Raw genomic sequence first — 16,609 nt, 5'->3', positions numbered from 1 at the left:
GTGGGGCAGAAGAACGATCAAGCGGGAAACCGTTCGGTCACAGTGGCTTCCACACCTACAACCGCTCACGACACCGCGCCAGTTCCCGACCCAACTACTCGGTTCGGTAGTGTGCTGGGGGCGGTGTTGGATGTTGTTGCGGCGGAGTCGGATTCGCTGTGTGGGAGGATCGGTGGCCGTTCGCGCGGTCGAAGCCGCGGGGCCGGGCGCGGGGTAGATGGCCGGGTTGGATCGGAAAGGTCCAAGTGTCGTGTCCCGGCGTGTTCCTCTTGGCCACGCCCGCAGATTTCCCGGCTACGCAATCGCACGGCAACCCATCAGGCGCGACTGCCTCGCACTCGATGGGTTGCCCGTCAGTACCGGCGTCATCAGCCACGTTCACCAGCATTCGATGCCTGGCAGTTGGCCGGCGATGCTCAGCGATTCGGCGATCTCGGCATGGGCTTGTCTGGGGGAGCGACCGAAAACGGGCCTTATGAGGCCGTTCCGCGCGCGGAGTGAGCGCGCGGTTTGGCGCGCGACTGACCATGCGCCGCGTTGCGACGACCGCTGCCTTGGCGCGGTCCGCCGCTGCCCCTGCGCGCTCCGCCACTGCTACGGTACGGTCTGCTGCTGCTGCGGCGGTCGTCTTCACGTGCCGCCCGCTCGCTGTAGGAGGGCGCGACGAATGGGGCAATCGTGCCGACGAGTTCGGCCACCACGGGCGAATCGGCGGTGACCCGTTGCGGGGTCACAGTGATCTTGGCCTTGCGCATGATGTCGGCCAGGTCGCGTCGTTCGCCGGGCAGCACCAGGGTGATCACTTCACCGGAGTTGCCAGCTCGCGCGGTACGGCCCGAACGGTGCAGGTACGCCTTGTGTTCGGCGGGCGGATCAACGTGCACGACCAGCTCGACACCGTCTACGTGCACGCCGCGCGCGGCCACATCGGTCGCTACCAGCACCAGGGCATCACCGGCGGCGAAGACCGCGAGGTTGCGGTCGCGGGCGCCCTGCGAGAGGTTGCCGTGCAGATCGACGGCCGGAATTCCGGCGAGGGTCAGTTGCTTGGCCAGTTTGCGAGCCTGATGTTTGGTGCGCATGAACAGGATTCGCCGACCCGAGCCGGAGGCGAGCCGGTGTACGACCTCGCGCTTGGCTTCGACGCTCGCGGTTTCGAAAACGTGATGGGTCATGGCGGCGACCGGGGAGTTCGCCTCATCGACGGAATGCAGCTTGGCATCCGGCAGGAAGCGGCTGACCAGCTTGTTGACGCCGTTATCCAGGGTGGCTGAGAACAGCAGGCGCTGACCGTCATTCGGGGTGGCCGCGAGAATGCGGGTCACGCCTGGCAGGAACCCGAGGTCGGCCATGTGGTCGGCCTCGTCGATCACGGTGACCTCGACGGCATCCAGGGAGATCAGACGTTGGTTCATCAGATCCTCGAGCCGGCCGGGGCAGGCGACGACAATGTCGACACCGGCGCGCAGCGCCCGGACCTGCCGGTTCTGCGGGACCCCACCGAAAATCGTGGTGACGGTCATGCGATAGGCCGCGGCGAGGGGTTCCAGCGCGGCCGTGATCTGGGTGGCCAATTCCCGAGTCGGCGCCAGCACCAGGCCGGTCGGGCGGCTCGGTGCGCGCCTACCGGCGAGACCGCCGCCGAGACGGTTGACCATCGGGATGGCGAAGGCGAGCGTCTTGCCGCTGCCGGTCCGGCCACGGCCCAGCACGTCGCGTCCGGCCAGCGAATCGGGCAGGGTGTCGGTCTGGATCGGAAAAGGTTCGGTGATCCCGGCGCGAGTCAACGCCTTCACCAGCGGTGCGCTCACGCCGAGCGCGGCAAAAGAAATGTCAGCAGAACTCATAGGTGTTGCGGTGCCTTTCGGGCATCAGGTGGTGCCCGAGCCGTCTGTGGACCTTCCGGGTCCGCGCCGGGGCACGAAATGGCGAGATTGCCAATGGGCAAAATCGATCGCCGTAAGAAGAGCGGATGCGGCAAGCGCTGGTTGCGAAGCGAATGCGATCTACGACGCTTGGCGTGACATGTCACGCACTTGATCAACAATAGCCTGTGATGGGCGGTTCGTACTCATCGGGTGAGGTTTCTCGCCTCTGGCCAGGGATGGGCCGCCAGGCTCGTGTTTCTAGGCCGGAACCGTATTGGCCGGCGGTAAGGGAACAGAGTCCGCCCAGAGGGGCGGGGTGCGAAGGCTACGGTCAGTTGGTCTTCCGCAGCATTCAGGCAAGGCCGGGGCGGTCGTCGAGCCGGAAGGTGGTGAATCCGTCAGCAACTCAACAGCATTGAGATAGCCATTATTCAGCATGGTTGATTCCTGTCGCAGTCCGTCTGAGGTTGGATCTCATGCCCAAGGACCTCCACGCCGGGGATGTATGCATCAATGTTGCGTTGGATACAACGTTGCGGTGACCTTGCATGCTCAAGGTTGGGCGCACCTGGAGGTATCACAACGTTGGGTGCCGTTGTTTGCAGCCTGCAGAGGTCGATCAGGAACCTTCCCGCATCCGACGTCGCCATTCGGCGAGGTTGCTGCGGGTGGTGAGGGTGTCGGGGTGGTCGGGTCCGAGGATCCGCAAGCGGTCGGTGAGCAGCTGCTCGGATTCGGTGATCGCTCCGGCGATGTCACCACTTTTGCCGCGCAAGTGGGCGAGGTTGCTGCGGGTGGTGAGGGTGTCGGGGTGGTCGGGTCCGAGGACCCGCAACTGGTCGGTGAGCAGCTGCTCGAATTCGGTGATCGCTCCGGCGATGTCACCACTCTCGCCGAGCCAGTAGGCGAGATTGCTGCGGGCGGTGAGGGTGTCGCGGTGGTCGGGTCCAAGCGTTTGGTTGATCAGGGGGAGCCAGGAGGCCCACATGTCGCGGTCATCTGCTGCGCGCGGTGTCACTAGGGAAGCGAGCAGTTTGATGGCGGTGTCGGGTTCGCCGAAGGCTAGGTAGTGGCGTACGCCGGACCGGCGGGCGTAGTCGGCGCTGCGGTCACTGGTGCCGGTTTCGAATGCTGTGGTGATCGCTCGGTGTGCGTCGATCGGTGGTGTGCCGAGTCGGTGTGCTTCGATACCGGTCGGGTGGAGGAATTCCTCATGTGCGAGTCCGAGTAGCTCCTGTGAGGTTCCTGGGTTGCCTCGGCTGACCAACATCCCTACAGCGACGACGCTGTCGCGCAGACCTGCAGCGGTCACCGTGTGACCGAGTGCGGTAAGCGCGGCGTGCAGGAGTTCGACTGGTAACACCGGGCCGGATCCCGCGGCGGCGAGCACGGCCAGCAGGGCAGGTATCGGTCGTGACGCCGTGTCGGTGGTGTGGAGGGCCTGGTGGATGCGCTTTTCAACCAGATCGGCCACGGTGATGTCGCCACGGATTTCGAGTGCATCGCCGCTGTCGAGTTCGGTCAGCAACCGTGCCAGCAGCCACCCACCCACAGCCGTGTGTCCCTGTAGTCGGGTGATCCACCGCTGCCAGTCGCTGGCGGCGGTGTCGGGGAGTTCTCGAGTCGCGGCCATGTGGGCTGACTCCACGACCGTCGCGATCTCCTCCGGTGTTGGGGGTGGGATTTGAACGCGATGCATCCTGGCGAACAGCGGCTGGTCCTCAAGGCCGGTGTGCTCCCGGATTCCCACGATCAGCTTCACATGCGCGAGTTCCTCGGTCTCGACCAGTTTCGCCAGCGCGGCCACGATCAGGTCGCGGGTACCGGATTCAGCCTGATCGAGACCGTCGATGACGATGTTGATCGGCTGCCACCGAATCGCTATCCGCGCCAACGGTTCCAGAACCATCGACTCGAAAACATCGACCTCGGAATCATCCGTGCCACGCGTCGCGGCGATCGAGGCCGCGTCGGCGAACCCGTCGACTCGGCGATGCAGCTGCTCTGACAACTCGACAGCCAGTGATTCCAGCGACGTTGCCGCAGAGACGAAACCGGCGGCGGCCACGTAATCGGGGCTGAACCATGCCTTGCCGAGCAGTCCCGGACGGATCAACAGCGAGACAAGCGTTGATTTGCCGCAGCCGGCGGGTCCGATCAATCCGCGCAGACGACTACCGGTGTCTCCGACTACCTCGAAGATTCGTTGCCGCAGCGAGTCGGTCAGGACCACGCCATCGGTGAGTTGATCCACCAGCCCCGCCGTCGACCGCCCACGTACGGCGTCGTCGCGGCGAGCCAGGTTGGGAACCAGCCACAAACCCGGATCTCCACCATGGGCCACACCCCAGTGCCCGGGCACCTGACGCGGGCAACCCGAGTTCAACGGATCCAACAGGTCCACCGGCAGCAGGTTCTCTCCACGGGCGGGTAGTCCGTGTTCGAACACAGACAGCGTGGTGCGGGTGAAGCAGCCGTCATAGGCGCTGTCATGACCGGTGGCGACCAGCAGCTCGATTCGCTTGGCTGCCAGTGCGGTTCGGTCGGTCAGCCGTTGCGAAGCACCGGTGAGGCCTTCCTGGGTTTCGCAGGCGTCGATCATGACGATCAGCCCATCCACCGGGTGGCGGTCCATCTGCTCGCTAAGCACCTGCACTAGGTGCAGTGCGGTATCGGACTCTGGTAGTGCTGGCGAATCACGTGCCAGCAGAAAGAAGTTCCCGTCGCCGGTCACCACACCATGACCGATGAAACTGATCAGCAACGCCGCCTGCTGCTCCGACGCCGCTATGAACGCGGCTTTGACCGACGAAACCAGTTCCCTGGTTGTCGGATTCAGCAGCGCGCCACCCGAAGTCCCGGCTGATTCCCAACCGCCCAACGCGCTCAACCGGTCAGAAAGCTCGCTCGCCAACCGGTCTGCAAACCCCAACCGACGCAACGCCGCACACTCCGACCCCACCACAAGCGCAAGCCTGCCTCCCACTCCGCGAACATACCCTTCACACAGGCATTGCCGATGAAGAACCCTGACGTCCACCCAGTTGCGCCCTAGATCCAACCGAACGGCAGGTGTCCTATCCGATCAAACGATGTCCTGATCGCTCGACGAATATCGACGTGACGCTGCGCGCGTTCAAGCAGGAAGAAGTCGATCTGCTCGCCCGCTTCGCAGAGTCCGTCGATAGATTCGCCATCGGTTGCTGGTAAATAAACCGCGGACAGGCATCCGCTTGTGCCGCAGATCCAGCGATCACCCGGCAGCCGCGCTCGACGCACTACTGAGCGTCTGACAGCCGGTGGATTCGGCCCGGCGAGCGGTGGGATGTCACAGCCACAGTCGAGGCATGAGGAAAGGCCACCGAGCGGACCGTGGCGAGGTCGATGGTCCTGCGCACAGGTGACCGGCGGCCCTGGGGTGCTGAATGGATCGCATTCGATGATGGTCCGATGACGACGGAATCCAAGGTCGACCGCATGCTCATAGAGTCGGCGGTGCCAACGTTCGACACTATGATCGCCGAGCATCTGGTGGTACACGCCGGTCCCGAAACGACCTTCGCCGCAGCACGGAATGTGGATTTCCTTACCGTGCGGACACCACTGCTGGCGGCGGCGATGTGGATCCGGGGTCTGCCCGCACGATGGTCCAGACATACCGTCGTGGCACCGCGGCGGCTGGTGTTGGCCGAGGGGGTCGGGCTGCCGGGCTGGTTGTTGTTGGGTCAGACGCAAGGGCGTGAGATCGCCTTCGGCGCGGTAGGAAAGTTCTGGCAGCCTGATATTGAATGGCTTGACGTGCCGCGGGCGGACTTCGCGGGATTCGCCGAGCCTGGGTGGGGCAAGATCGCCGCGAACTTCACCGTGACCGGGTACGGCGAACAGTCCAGTTTGCTGAGCTACCAGGTTCGAACCGTCACCACCGATCCCGAGTCGCGGCGGCGGTTCCGGCGTTACTGGTGGCTGATCAGGCCTTTTGTCGCGCACATCATGCGAGCCACCCTGCGCACTGTCCGCGCCGACGCTGAAGCATCCGGGTGAGCATCATCTACCGGCGATGAGGGAGTTCTTGGCCTACGCGGCAGCGACGGTCACCGGGCTTTGGGGCATTGCTCACGTCGTGCCGACCCGGCGGGTTGTCGCCGGTTTCGAGCCGACAAGCGTCGGTAACCGTCGAGTGATCATTCAGGAGTGGATTGCCGAGGCAGTCGGACTGTGGGGCATCGCCCTTACCGTGATCGTAGCGACGGTCGTCGGCAGTGATACCGCCATCGCCGAGTGGGTGTACCGGATCGCGGCGATGACACTCCTGGGCCTGGCCGTTCTGACGAGTGTGACCGGTGCCCGCACCAGAGTGATCTGGTTCAAAATCTGTCCGATACTGCTGGGCCTGTCTGCGGCGCTGTTGCTCGCAGCCAGCCTCACCTGAGAATCAGGCACTGCCCGGCCCGCAACAACTGCGTTCGCCCGGAAACGGCCAGGTCAGTCAGCTGGCGGGCCGCCGCGACGTTTGAGACCCTCAGCCGACGGCCGGAGGGGCGATTCGAGCTTGGTCATGAACAGCATGCAGCGCGGGGGATTCGACAGAGGCTTTCCGGATCTGTCGATACAGGCTGCCGCGCTGCTCGGTCATCGGTCGGCGAGAACCGATGCCGATTAGGTAGCGCGTCTACTGCGGCGTTTTTAGCGCTAGCCATGCCCCTATTGCGGTGGACGGTCGCGAACTCTCGAGTCGGCGATCCGATGGTCGGAGGCGAGCGTAACCTACGACCCCTTCTTTCTGTGGGGCGCGAGTAGCGGTCTCGGCGCACGGATCACTGCGGGGCGCTCGCCCGGCGGAACACCTCTCAGTGCGTAAAAGGGCAATGGTGACCTTCACGACGGCGGCCGACACGGCCGCCGGAACCGTCGCGCTGGCAGCCGCCAGGGTAAGTCGATGGCCCGGACATCGGTGCCGAACCCGAGGCGATGACCTCCACCGCGCAGTTCGACGTGGTCATGCGCAGATAACCCGAAATTAGCTATATGGTGCCGGTTCCCCGGAGTAGCCTACGGTCCATGAGCGCATGCGAGGTTTGCGGTAATGATTACGCTATGCCGATCGTCGTCGAGGCTCAGGGAATGCGGCATGTCTTCGACTGCTTCGAATGTGCGATCCACCGCATGGCACCCATCTGCGAGCACTGCAATTGCAAGATCATCGGCCACGGTGTGGAGTCAGACGGCCGATTCTTCTGCTGCGTGCACTGCGCCGTGTCCGAGGGTGCCAAAGGCTTGGTCGACCACGTGTAAGGGCGGTGTCCTCCCGGAACCGGTCAGGCGCATGGAGTTTCAGCTGCTCGGTGTCGGGGCGATGAGCTCGCCGCCGTACCGTCCGGCTGGGCTGCTGCTGTGCTCGTCCGGGCGGCGGATCATGTTCAACGGCGGCGCCGCTACGGTGGCCCTGGTCGGGACGCGAAAACGGCGGGCCGAATGACCCGCCGTTCTGTTCTCGGCGCTGATTGCGGCTCAGTTGCCGGGCTTGTCGTACCACTGGCCGTTCGCGTCGCGAGTCCAGCCTTCGAATTCGGTGCCGATCAGGCTGTCGACCCCCAGCGTTCCCCCAGGCCGAGTGAGGGGGACCGTGCGGGTTCGGGTGGGGCATTGCGGCGTTTCTCGTTGAATGCAGCGAGTATCTCGCGATTGCGCGCCCGTTCTTCATCAGAAGGGATCAAGCCTCGTGCTTCCGATTCCTCGCGACTGTAGAAGGTGAAGCGGCCGACTTTTTCCGAGCCCGGTTCCGGCATGGGTGTGTCTCCTATCGTTCGGTCAGCGTGATAATGGTGCGACCCGTTTGCGGATCGGTCACTTTGCTCTCGCAGAAGAATTCGGTTCCCGTTTTGAACATGACTTCGTCGGGAGTTCCGCCGTAGTCGTGGACTTGCCGCCCACTCTTGCTGACTATCTGGAATTCGGTGTTCGTGGTGTGGGTCATGAGTTCGTTACCGCTGCGGCTGGAACTGGTCATGAACCCGTTCACCGGTCCCGCTTGTTCGGGCTGGAAGCGGGCGAGTTCCTCGGGCGTCAGATCAACATGGCGGGTCACCGGACCTTGGTACGGGGGTAACTTGTCCAACGCGCACTACGCTGGACCGCCATTGGTGTTGCGTTGTGCGAGATGCCCTGCCACGTCTTCGACCGATTGCATCGCCAGTGAGGAAATCAGCCAGCCGTTGCCATCGACTGCAAGCTCGTGTCGAGCCCTTGCTCCGATTTGGATCAGGGCCAGCGAGTCGATTCCCGTCTCGAACAATGGCCGTTTGACATCGATCGGCCACGGTTCCGGCTGAAATTCTCGTATCCGCGCCAGCAACCATTCGAGCTCGGCCGCTGCTGGTGGCAAAGCCGGCGGATCGACCAGAACGCTCTGGTGCTCGGCTGCATCCAGCACCTCACGTGCGCTAGCAGCGAAACGGTCGAGATCGCTGCGAATCTGCGCCTCCAAGCTCAGGCACACCCCAGCGGCCTCCACGGCATTCCGCTCCGACGGCGGCTTCAGCAGCAACTCTTCCAGTAGCCGCCGGAAGATTACGATGTTCTCCTCCGCTCGGCGCGTCGGCACCAGAATGGATTGCGGCCCTTCGACGAAGTTGGTTGCACTGGCGCGTCGGACCTGATCGGTGAGGGAATGAGCCGACTCCAATCGCGATCGGATCCCCGCATCGTCCAGCCCCGCCGATCGGACAAGTCGCCAGATCGCGGTGAGTTCGTCTCGGGCCTGTGCACCGGCGTCCAAGAACGCGGCATAGGCGTCACGTCGCTTTTCTCTCTGCCACTGGACGCTGTCGCTTGCCTTCTGGGATAAAGCAACACGGCGAGCCGATCGTCCCGCAATCGCTGCTGCGCTCGAAGCCCCCACTGCGCCAACAGCTGCACCGATCAGAGCGATCCAACCTGGGTCCATGACAAGCAAGTATGACCGTTTCCATAGCCGCGTGGGCTTGGACCTGTTGGTGTGCGACGGATCACGTCGTGGTCCTGCACATTGAAAGCGACTCCGGCACCGGCTCTGGGGAGGCCGCGATCCGTGAAACGGTGCTGTTCCGGTACTTTCCACCGGGCGCTGCACGACTATCGATTCGTGAATCCTTCATCACGGGAGCGCAATTCACGTCGTTTCCTGACCGACGACAGCAACGCCAACGGTTACCGTGCAGCCATCGACGGCAACGGCGTCGCGGTCGAAAATCGGCGACGATCAGCGCGCAGCGCTATCACGCCGACGGCCGAGTCAGCCCAGACCTGCTCATCGCGCAGGGCATCGGTCAAATGGTTGCCGGCACGGTCCAGTAACCGCTACGCTCACGGGTTCCGCACCCGCCTTCCCCGGGGTGCGGAACCCGCTCGGCTGCACCATTATTGACGCTCCAATACGACAAGCACCCATTTGTCCCGCCGCACTGACCAGGACAACAACTGACGTGGTCAACGGAACCTCATCACCCCTGATCGCGTCCAACCCCATATGACCAACGCCAACGTTCAGCCCGGGTAATGGCTGCTGATCGAATGCATCCGTGACGAGCCGACCTTCATGGCTATAGGCCGCAAACCCATACGCCTGCAACCGCTTCACGAAGTCCTGTGCAACGAGCCTCTCAAAGCGGCCCGCCGCTCGACTCCGACGACGAAGGTCTGCGTTCGATCACGCTGGATCGCGATATGCAGCGTGCGATCGCCGCGGGCGTGCTGGTGTCTTTGCGGTCGGCGGTCGCCTCGATCAGATGGTCTACGTCGGCCTGGTCGAGGGAGGCGGCTACGGCCGCGTCTACGAGCTGGTGGCCTATATCCCGCACGCCGACTAAACCGCACCAAACCAGAGATCCGCCACTACTGCACGGTACGAGTCCTCGCCGCCAGCAGGATCGGCTACAAGCCGGCACTCGACAGGGCTGTCGCGGACTGGCATGCCAACGCTCGAGATATCGCCGACTTCTTCGCTTCGATCAACCCCAACTGGTCGCAGCAGGACATGCGTGAGGCGATGAGCAAGCACATCGACCAGACCGTCGCTTACGCAGCCGCCGTCATCGGCGGCAAGTACAGCGACGCGACCGCCAAGTTCGACGAGTCCAAGGCGCACATGATGGATGTCGCCGACATCCTCAGCCAGGGCATCATCACCCAGTTCCCGGACAAGTTCTGAATTCCCGGACCGGCGGACGGGGCTCGTTTTATATGCACCCGTACTGCTCGGCTCACAAATCACAGTGTCGGACCGGCTTCGCTTGTCGATCTCTTCGCCCATCGACTTCGAGGTTCTAGCGGTGGTTGCAACCTCAGCATCGAAAGGTGTTGCAGGGACTGGGTTTCGACCGTCGCAACGGGGCAGTCTCCTGGGTGCGGGGGTTGCATTACTTGCGTGCAACGCCCGCGTAGGCGGACACTTGCGCGTCCATTGTCTTCGGGGGTTCGACACCGTCCGGGCGCCAGCGGTGCGGCACCTCTACACCGGGATCGACCAACTCTAGTCCCTGGAAGAACCGCATGAATTCGTCTCGGCTTCGGACTTGGCATGGCAAGCCGCTGCGGCGGTAGATGTCGACCACGGTTCCTATTGCGGTCGGGTCGAAGTCTGGCGTGACGTGTGTCATCACTAGATACGAGCCAGGAACGAGCTCGTCCATCAGAGTGTCGACAATTCCGTAGGGGTCCTGCTCGTCGGGGATGAAATGCATCAGCGCGTTGAGACTGAGCGCGACCGGTTGGGTCAGGTCCAGTGTCTCGCGCAATCCCGGGGCGTTGAGAATCTTTTCGGGTGTCGTGACGTCGGCGGAGACGTAGTTGGTACGGCCCTCCGGTGAGCTGACCATCAATGCCCTGGCGTGGACGAGCACGATCGGATCGTTGTCGACGTAGACGACTCGCGCGTCGGGCGCAACCTGTTGGGCCACCTGATGCAGATTCGGCTCGGTCGGGATACCGGTTCCGACATCGAGGAATTGACGTATGCCCGCGTTTGCGAGGAACCGTGTCACGCGGTGTATGAACGCCCTGTTCTTCTGTGCCGCCACCCGCACTCCCGGCCAGATGGCCACGACCTGTTCAGCCGCTTCCTCGTCCGCGCTGTAATGGTCCTTGCCGCCGAGGTAGTAGTCATACATTCGGGCGGTGTGGGGCTGATTCTGCCGCAGGTCGACAGGAGGGCCGGGTTTCATGGTCGGAGTCCTTTCGTAGTCGAGGCAACGTCAAGGTAGCAAGTGGGCGTGTTGTTTCAATCTTGTTGGGAGGGTTGCACCTTGCGGCCCACTACAAGCGTGTGAGTGCGCCGAGAACTGATTCCATGCTTGCCACGCTAATCTACTGGGCGCCTTGGATTTACCGGTCATCTCTACTGCTGGACCTGAGATTGAAAGCGCTGGACCGAGTTTCGGGTCCTTCTGCAGCCATTGCGTCAGCGCTGGCCGGGCGAGAAGTTGTATGTGATCGTCGATAACGTCTCCCCGCGCAAAACGCCGCGAGATGCTCGAAAGTGGTGCGCGGTCAACGACGTCGAGCTGGTGTTCCTGCCGACTTACTCCTCGTCGCTGTACTCGATCGGGTCCGAGTTTGCCGCACTGCGGTACTTCGCTCCTGACGGCACCGATCACCGCAGCCGCGGCGAGCAGGACGACGCCATCGCCGCCTACATCCGCTGGCGCGACAAGCACCCCGAACCAAAATGCAACGTCGCGGTCGACTCGAAGATCGGGCTGCCCGGCGGCTGGTTGCAACTGAGCGGCGGTTGGAATGACGCGGGCTCACCCTTCGACACGTGCAGGTTGCTTGTGAGTGGTTGTGCGCGAATCGATTCCGTATGCGCTGGATATGAGGAATGTCGGAGAATGGATCTACCGACCGTACGAATGACAGGGCGCAGCTATACGACGGTGCCCTCGATCAGGACACGGGGGTTTCGTGGCTTCGAGGTCGGACTACCACCGAGTTCTCATCAGCGGACCGCGAGAATGTTACTGGTGGCTGGAGCCGCTCTCGATCAGTTCTCGCAGGAAACAGAGGGGGCAGATGGGGTCGAAAGGAGCTGTCGTGGGGGTTCGGGCTGTGAGTGCAGGCTCCGGCGGCGTGCCGTCCGGGGCTGCGGCCGCGATCGTCGGCTGCAGACCGAGTGCCAGCGAGATCGCTGCGGCAGCAATGATTTTCGGCATGAGACGGTGCACGTGATCCTCCGCGGTGATGCGATGAGCCTTCACGGTATCAAGGTCCGCACCGCGGGCCAAGACACCTGAGTTCTCAGAGGGCCCTCGGTCGGGGGTGCAGAACAGCGGATGGACGGAGCGTCACCTGGTTGCATCACGTCGACTCGCAATAGGCCTGGGGCGATAGTAGAGACAGGGGCAACTAGCCGAACCAACAATGCGGTGTGCCGCCGCGGGACCGAAGACTGGACATACCTACCGTAGCCACACTCGAGTGATGCCTGTCACATTTCCGTGGTGCGGAACATGATTTCCGCGTTCGGAGAGGATGAGGGTATGGGGAAGTCGACTTGGCGTCGCGGCCGGGCGGACAGTGGACGACCGGAGGACGCAAGACACTCGCCGGGACAGTTGGCCGCCTACGGAGCCCAGCACATTCTGACGATGTACGGGGGTGTGATCGCGCCACCGCTGATCGTCGGCGGCGCGGCCGGGCTGTCCGCCGCCGAGATCGGATTACTGGTGACGGCGGCCCTATTCGTATCGGGCCTCGCCACGCTGCTGCAAACCCTCGGAATCGGACCGTTCGGCAGCCGATTGCCCATCGTGCAGGGGGTTTCCTTCGCCGGCGTATCGACCATGGTGGCGATTGCCACCACCGGCGGGTTACGTCCGGTATTCGGCTCCATCATCGTCGCCGGGGTAATCGGATTGGTGCTGTCATCGTTCTTCGCGCAACTGGTGCGAATGTTCCCCGCGGTGGTGACGGGCACGATCATCACCGTGATCGGCCTTTCATTGATGCCGGTCGCCTTCAACTGGGCAATGGGCAACAACTCCGCCGCACCCGACTACGGTTCCCTGGCCAACATCGGATTCGCCGGCCTGACGCTGCTGATCATCCTGGTGATCAGTCGCCTGTTCCAGGGCGCGCTGTCGCGACTGTCGATTCTTATCGGGCTCGTGCTCGGCACCGTCATCGCGGGGTGCGCAGGCAAGGTCGATTTCTCCGAGGTGGGCAACTCCCGCCTGGTCGCGCCGCCGCAGCTGCTGCACTTCGGGGCGCCGACCTTCGAAGTCGGGGCCATAGTCGCGATGACAATCGTGATCCTGGTGACCCTGATCGAAACCACGGCCGACATCCTCACGATCGGCGAAATCGTCGGAACCGACGTCGATGCCAGGCGCGTGGCGGACGGGTTGCGAGCCGACATGCTGTCGACGACGGTTGCGCCGGTCTTCGGATCCTTCACCTGCAGCGCATTCGCGCAAAACGTCGGCCTGGTCGCACTGACCGGAATCAAAAGCAGGTTCGTAGTGGCAACCGGCGGCCTGATTCTCCTGCTGCTCGGCCTGCTCCCGGTGGTCGGCGCGATAGTCGCCGGAATTCCGTACCCGGTACTCGGCGGCGCCGGACTCGTGCTATTCGGATCGGTTGCGGCGAGCGGGATTCGAACTCTGTCCCGGGTGGACTACCAGGACAACCTCAACATGATCATCGTCGCGGTCGGGATCGGCTTCGGCCTCATACCCGTTGCGGCACCGGAATTCTGGGACGCCCTCCCCGAAAGAATCGCAGTGGTCCTCAACTCCGGAATCAGCGCCGCCGCAGTCGCCGCCGTCCTGCTCAACTTGGCCTTCAACGAATGGAAATTCGGCAAACGACCGGGTTCCTCCGTCCTCACCGCAGCCGTCGACGAGCGGGACCGGCTCGAAAACGACGTCAAGCCATGAGCACCCGGTCCTCGCCCGACATCACTCGCGCCCACATCGAGGATCTACTCACCCGGCCCATAGTGAAGAAACTTCTTTCCCAGTGTGACGGCGCCGATTTGGGGGGGACCTGCCCACCTCCGAAGAGGGCTGTCCTGGGTAGGCAGGCGATCAGGGTCTCACGCTGTGGCACTACGATCAGACCAACGTTCTGAGAGGAAATCATGACCAAGTCGACGGCCTTCGCCGCTGTGCTCTGTGCGGCCGCTGCCGCTGTACTCTTCCTGCCCGCCGCACCCGCGCACGCGCAGTCCCCCCACTGCGCCAAGGCCATTGAGCTGATCAATATCGCGATCGACACGAGCGGCGGCACCCTGGATGAGTCGACAGCGACAGCACTGTCCGACAGGCTGAGCGGCCTGGCCGATCTGGCCCAGGGCACGGAGAAGGATGCCATCACCGCCTACGCCGACGCGCTGGTAGATGAGAACGTCGCCAGCCTCGACCCCTACACCGACGAGCTCAATCGCGTCTGCGCCTGACCGCTACTGGGCCTGAGTTGGTGAGCTGATGGGGCTATAGCTATGTAATTTCGAGGCTCGTCAAGATCGCTGGATGGGCGGCTCGACAGCGATGTATTTCGCTCGAATGCTCTGTCCTGGCCAGCGTTTCGACTGGTCAGGCCAGCGATACCCCAAGAGCCTACGTCGTCTGCGTACAGGGATGCCCTCCTTCGCCATGTCGCTATGCAGGAGGATGATTGACTAGCCGGGCTTGGACGGTCTCCTCGAGCTCGCCCATTGTCTTGGTGAAGACGGTTTCGAGATCTATCTCGTATCGGTGAGCCAGGATCAGCACTGACCAAAGGCAGTCGGCGAGTTCGTGTTCCAATGCAGCGCGGCCCCCGGGCATCGACCGGGTGCCTTCGGCCGCCATGACCAGCTTCGCGAGATCACCGACATCGCCGACGAACCCGAGCATGAAGTCCTCGCGAGTCCATGTGCGGCCTCGCTCGGCGAGGTTCAGGACGTCGTAGAGGTCGTGAATCGCGATCGCGCGGGTCTGAAGTTCCTGAATGTCCATGTCCCTTGTCTACCAACATCTTTCAAAACATCGGTGCACGCAGGCCGGATTTCGCGTTTGATCAGTCGTTGGTCTCGTCCGCGAGCATTCCGAGCATGTCGACCACTCGAAAAGGCCCATGTCGCGTAGAGGGCCAGGCCGCACCAATCGGGCGCCACCCACTACCAGTTTCTCGCCGCTGCGTGGGGTGTCAACTGGCGCAAGGAGTTCCCGATCTCCCGACGTCATGCGCGAGTCGATGGAGTAGCCGACGGCCCGGTGGGAGATGCGGCGGTCGAGGTGTCGGAGCCGGTAGCGTCGGTGACGTGCGGGATCAGTTCGAGACGGGGCTGTCGCGGCGTTGGAGGGTGCTGCTGGTCGCCTGCACCATTGCCACGTTGTTGCCGGTAGGGTTGTTCGTTCCTCAGGCGGTGCCCATGGCGACGGGCCGCGTCGTCGTGATCGGGTTGGTGGTGTGCCAGGCGGTCGTCGTTTGGTGGATGGACCGTCGGCCTGTTTTCGTCACGATTTCCTCTCTGCTCGTGGGAGCAACGTTGGAACTGCTGCACGTTCCGGTGGGGTCGGGCGTCGCCTTGATCGTGTTGACGACCTTTTCGTGGCTGCGTCCCGCGCGCACGTCGTTGTTGGGTCTTGCCGCGGCGGTGTTGTTCTTCGTGCTCGCATTGGGAACCACCGGGCGAGGGTTGCAAGCCTTGCTGTGGTCTGGTGCCGCTCTGCTGGCCTGGACCTGGGGCGCATTGGGACGCGCGAGATCCGCCCAGCGCGACTCCGAAGCCCGGCGTATGGTCCAGCAGGAACGTGCCCGTATCACGCGTGAGCTACACGATGTGCTCGCGCACACGGTGTCGCTGATGGTGCTGCAAGCCGCAGCGGCCAACGATGTTTTCGACACTCACCCGGACAAGGCCCGGGATGCCGTTGCCGCATTGGAGTCCGTTGGCCGACAAGCCCTCGGCGAAGTACGTCGACTGCTCGAGGTGATCGACCGCGACTCGAGCGTTTCGCCTGGACTGGGGGATCTGGACAGGCTGGTGGAGTCGATGTCACAGGTCGGAGTCGAGGTGGTCGTGAACCGGCACGGGACAGATGGCATCGCTGTCGCGTCGAGAGTTGCCGAAGCTGCCTACCGGATCGTGCAAGAGTCGCTGACCAACGTCCTGCGGCACGCGGGAGCCGAACGAGCCGAGGTCGACGTCCGGATCGCCGCGGGGCAACTCGTGGTGGCGATTACCGATAACGGCGGCGGTAGCCGACTCGGTCACGGTAGTGGTCGGGGCCTGGACGGGATGCGGCGACGTGTCACAGAGCTGGGCGGACGATTCGAAGCCGGCCCTAACGCTGCCGGTGGCTTCCGCGTCGCGGCATGGCTTCCGGTCCGGTCGCAACCACGATGAGCAAGTTTCGAATCGGGCCTCACGCCCACCCGAACGGCGCTACCTCACCACCCGGAATCCGTTCCCACGCAGCAGCTCGGCACGGACGCCGATCATCTCCCGCCTGATGTCATCGCCGCTGACCGCCGGCCATCCGAGGCTGGTCTCCAACTTTCGACAGAGACAAATACAAGCCTGCAAGTTGATGTTCTCGGCTCGGCGACAAGAAACACTGGAGGTACGCCGCAAGGAACCTGCGGCATGAACGCCTGGCGGAGGAAGGAGTCGATCAGTGGTACAGCAGGAATGGCGGGGGACGGTTATCAAGAAGTCGCGTGGGTTGTTCGACGGGGCAAATCTGTACCGGCGCTTGATAGTCCGGCTAGAGGACGGCAGT

15 protein-coding genes are annotated in these 16,609 nt (G+C 63.4%); 9 read left to right on the top strand and 6 right to left on the bottom strand.

The window, feature by feature from the left end:
• Positions 1-473: 473 nt before the first annotated feature.
• Positions 474-1,847, bottom strand: coding sequence for a DEAD/DEAH box helicase (locus ACIBJI_RS41765; protein WP_397088724.1), 1,374 nt, complete (start codon positions 1,845-1,847; stop codon positions 474-476).
• A gap of 640 nt (positions 1,848-2,487) precedes the next feature.
• On the bottom strand, positions 2,488-4,758 hold the full coding sequence (locus tag ACIBJI_RS41760; protein ID WP_397088722.1) for a tetratricopeptide repeat protein: 2,271 nt from the start codon (positions 4,756-4,758) through the stop codon (positions 2,488-2,490).
• A gap of 560 nt (positions 4,759-5,318) precedes the next feature.
• On the opposite strand from ACIBJI_RS41760, the gene ACIBJI_RS41755 reads away from it, so the two are divergent.
• The 4 genes from ACIBJI_RS41755 (at position 5,319) to ACIBJI_RS41740 (ending at position 7,344) form a co-directional block, all read left to right on the top strand.
• Positions 5,319-5,909: a hypothetical protein gene (locus tag ACIBJI_RS41755; RefSeq protein ID WP_397088720.1), complete on the top strand. Its 591-nt coding sequence runs from the start codon at positions 5,319-5,321 to the stop codon at positions 5,907-5,909.
• Positions 5,910-5,925: 16 nt separating this feature from the next.
• Complete coding sequence (locus ACIBJI_RS41750) at positions 5,926-6,297, top strand: hypothetical protein (RefSeq protein WP_397088718.1); 372 nt, start codon at positions 5,926-5,928, stop codon at positions 6,295-6,297.
• 665 nt (positions 6,298-6,962) lie between these two features.
• A complete protein-coding gene (locus ACIBJI_RS41745; RefSeq protein WP_397088716.1) occupies positions 6,963-7,160 on the top strand; it encodes a hypothetical protein in 198 nt (65 codons plus the stop codon).
• Positions 7,161-7,191: 31 nt separating this feature from the next.
• Entirely contained in the window at positions 7,192-7,344 is a 153-nt protein-coding gene (locus ACIBJI_RS41740) for a hypothetical protein (protein WP_397088714.1), read from the top strand.
• Positions 7,345-7,665: 321 nt separating this feature from the next.
• Here ACIBJI_RS41740 and ACIBJI_RS41735 read toward each other — a convergent pair whose 3' ends face one another.
• Both ACIBJI_RS41735 and ACIBJI_RS41730 read right to left on the bottom strand, forming a co-directional pair.
• The gene (locus ACIBJI_RS41735; protein WP_397088712.1) at positions 7,666-7,953 is read right to left on the bottom strand and encodes a hypothetical protein; all 288 of its coding nucleotides are present in this window, start codon (positions 7,951-7,953) and stop codon (positions 7,666-7,668) included.
• Between the two features lie 36 nt (positions 7,954-7,989).
• Entirely contained in the window at positions 7,990-8,820 is an 831-nt protein-coding gene (locus ACIBJI_RS41730) for a hypothetical protein (protein WP_397088710.1), read from the bottom strand.
• A 1,071-nt stretch (positions 8,821-9,891) separates the two neighbouring features.
• On the opposite strand from ACIBJI_RS41730, the gene ACIBJI_RS41725 reads away from it, so the two are divergent.
• Positions 9,892-10,053: a hypothetical protein gene (locus ACIBJI_RS41725; RefSeq protein ID WP_397088708.1), complete on the top strand. Its 162-nt coding sequence runs from the start codon at positions 9,892-9,894 to the stop codon at positions 10,051-10,053.
• A gap of 208 nt (positions 10,054-10,261) precedes the next feature.
• On the opposite strand, the gene ACIBJI_RS41720 is transcribed toward ACIBJI_RS41725, so the two are convergent.
• The gene (locus ACIBJI_RS41720) at positions 10,262-11,065 is read right to left on the bottom strand and encodes an SAM-dependent methyltransferase (protein WP_397088706.1); all 804 of its coding nucleotides are present in this window, start codon (positions 11,063-11,065) and stop codon (positions 10,262-10,264) included.
• Positions 11,066-11,329: 264 nt separating this feature from the next.
• Between ACIBJI_RS41720 and ACIBJI_RS41715 the strand changes: the two genes are divergently transcribed.
• The 3 genes from ACIBJI_RS41715 (at position 11,330) to ACIBJI_RS41705 (ending at position 14,298) form a co-directional block, all read left to right on the top strand.
• Entirely contained in the window at positions 11,330-12,133 is an 804-nt protein-coding gene (locus tag ACIBJI_RS41715) for a hypothetical protein (RefSeq protein ID WP_397088704.1), read from the top strand.
• A 246-nt stretch (positions 12,134-12,379) separates the two neighbouring features.
• Positions 12,380-13,777 (top strand): nucleobase:cation symporter-2 family protein, encoded by a 1,398-nt coding sequence (locus tag ACIBJI_RS41710; protein WP_364339707.1) that lies wholly within the window; start codon positions 12,380-12,382, stop codon positions 13,775-13,777.
• A gap of 203 nt (positions 13,778-13,980) precedes the next feature.
• Entirely contained in the window at positions 13,981-14,298 is a 318-nt protein-coding gene (locus ACIBJI_RS41705; protein ID WP_397088701.1) for a hypothetical protein, read from the top strand.
• Positions 14,299-14,500: 202 nt separating this feature from the next.
• Here ACIBJI_RS41705 and ACIBJI_RS41700 read toward each other — a convergent pair whose 3' ends face one another.
• A complete protein-coding gene (locus tag ACIBJI_RS41700; RefSeq protein ID WP_397088699.1) occupies positions 14,501-14,839 on the bottom strand; it encodes a MazG nucleotide pyrophosphohydrolase domain-containing protein in 339 nt (112 codons plus the stop codon).
• A 305-nt stretch (positions 14,840-15,144) separates the two neighbouring features.
• Between ACIBJI_RS41700 and ACIBJI_RS41695 the strand changes: the two genes are divergently transcribed.
• Entirely contained in the window at positions 15,145-16,233 is a 1,089-nt protein-coding gene (locus ACIBJI_RS41695; RefSeq protein ID WP_364339713.1) for a histidine kinase, read from the top strand.
• The last annotated feature ends 376 nt before the right edge of the window (positions 16,234-16,609 follow it).

Origin of the sequence: Nocardia sp. NPDC050408 (assembly GCF_044458905.1) — a bacterium.
In the GTDB taxonomy this organism is placed as follows: Bacteria; Actinomycetota; Actinomycetes; order Mycobacteriales; family Mycobacteriaceae; genus Nocardia.
This window is presented reverse-complemented; position numbering and strand designations above follow the sequence as displayed.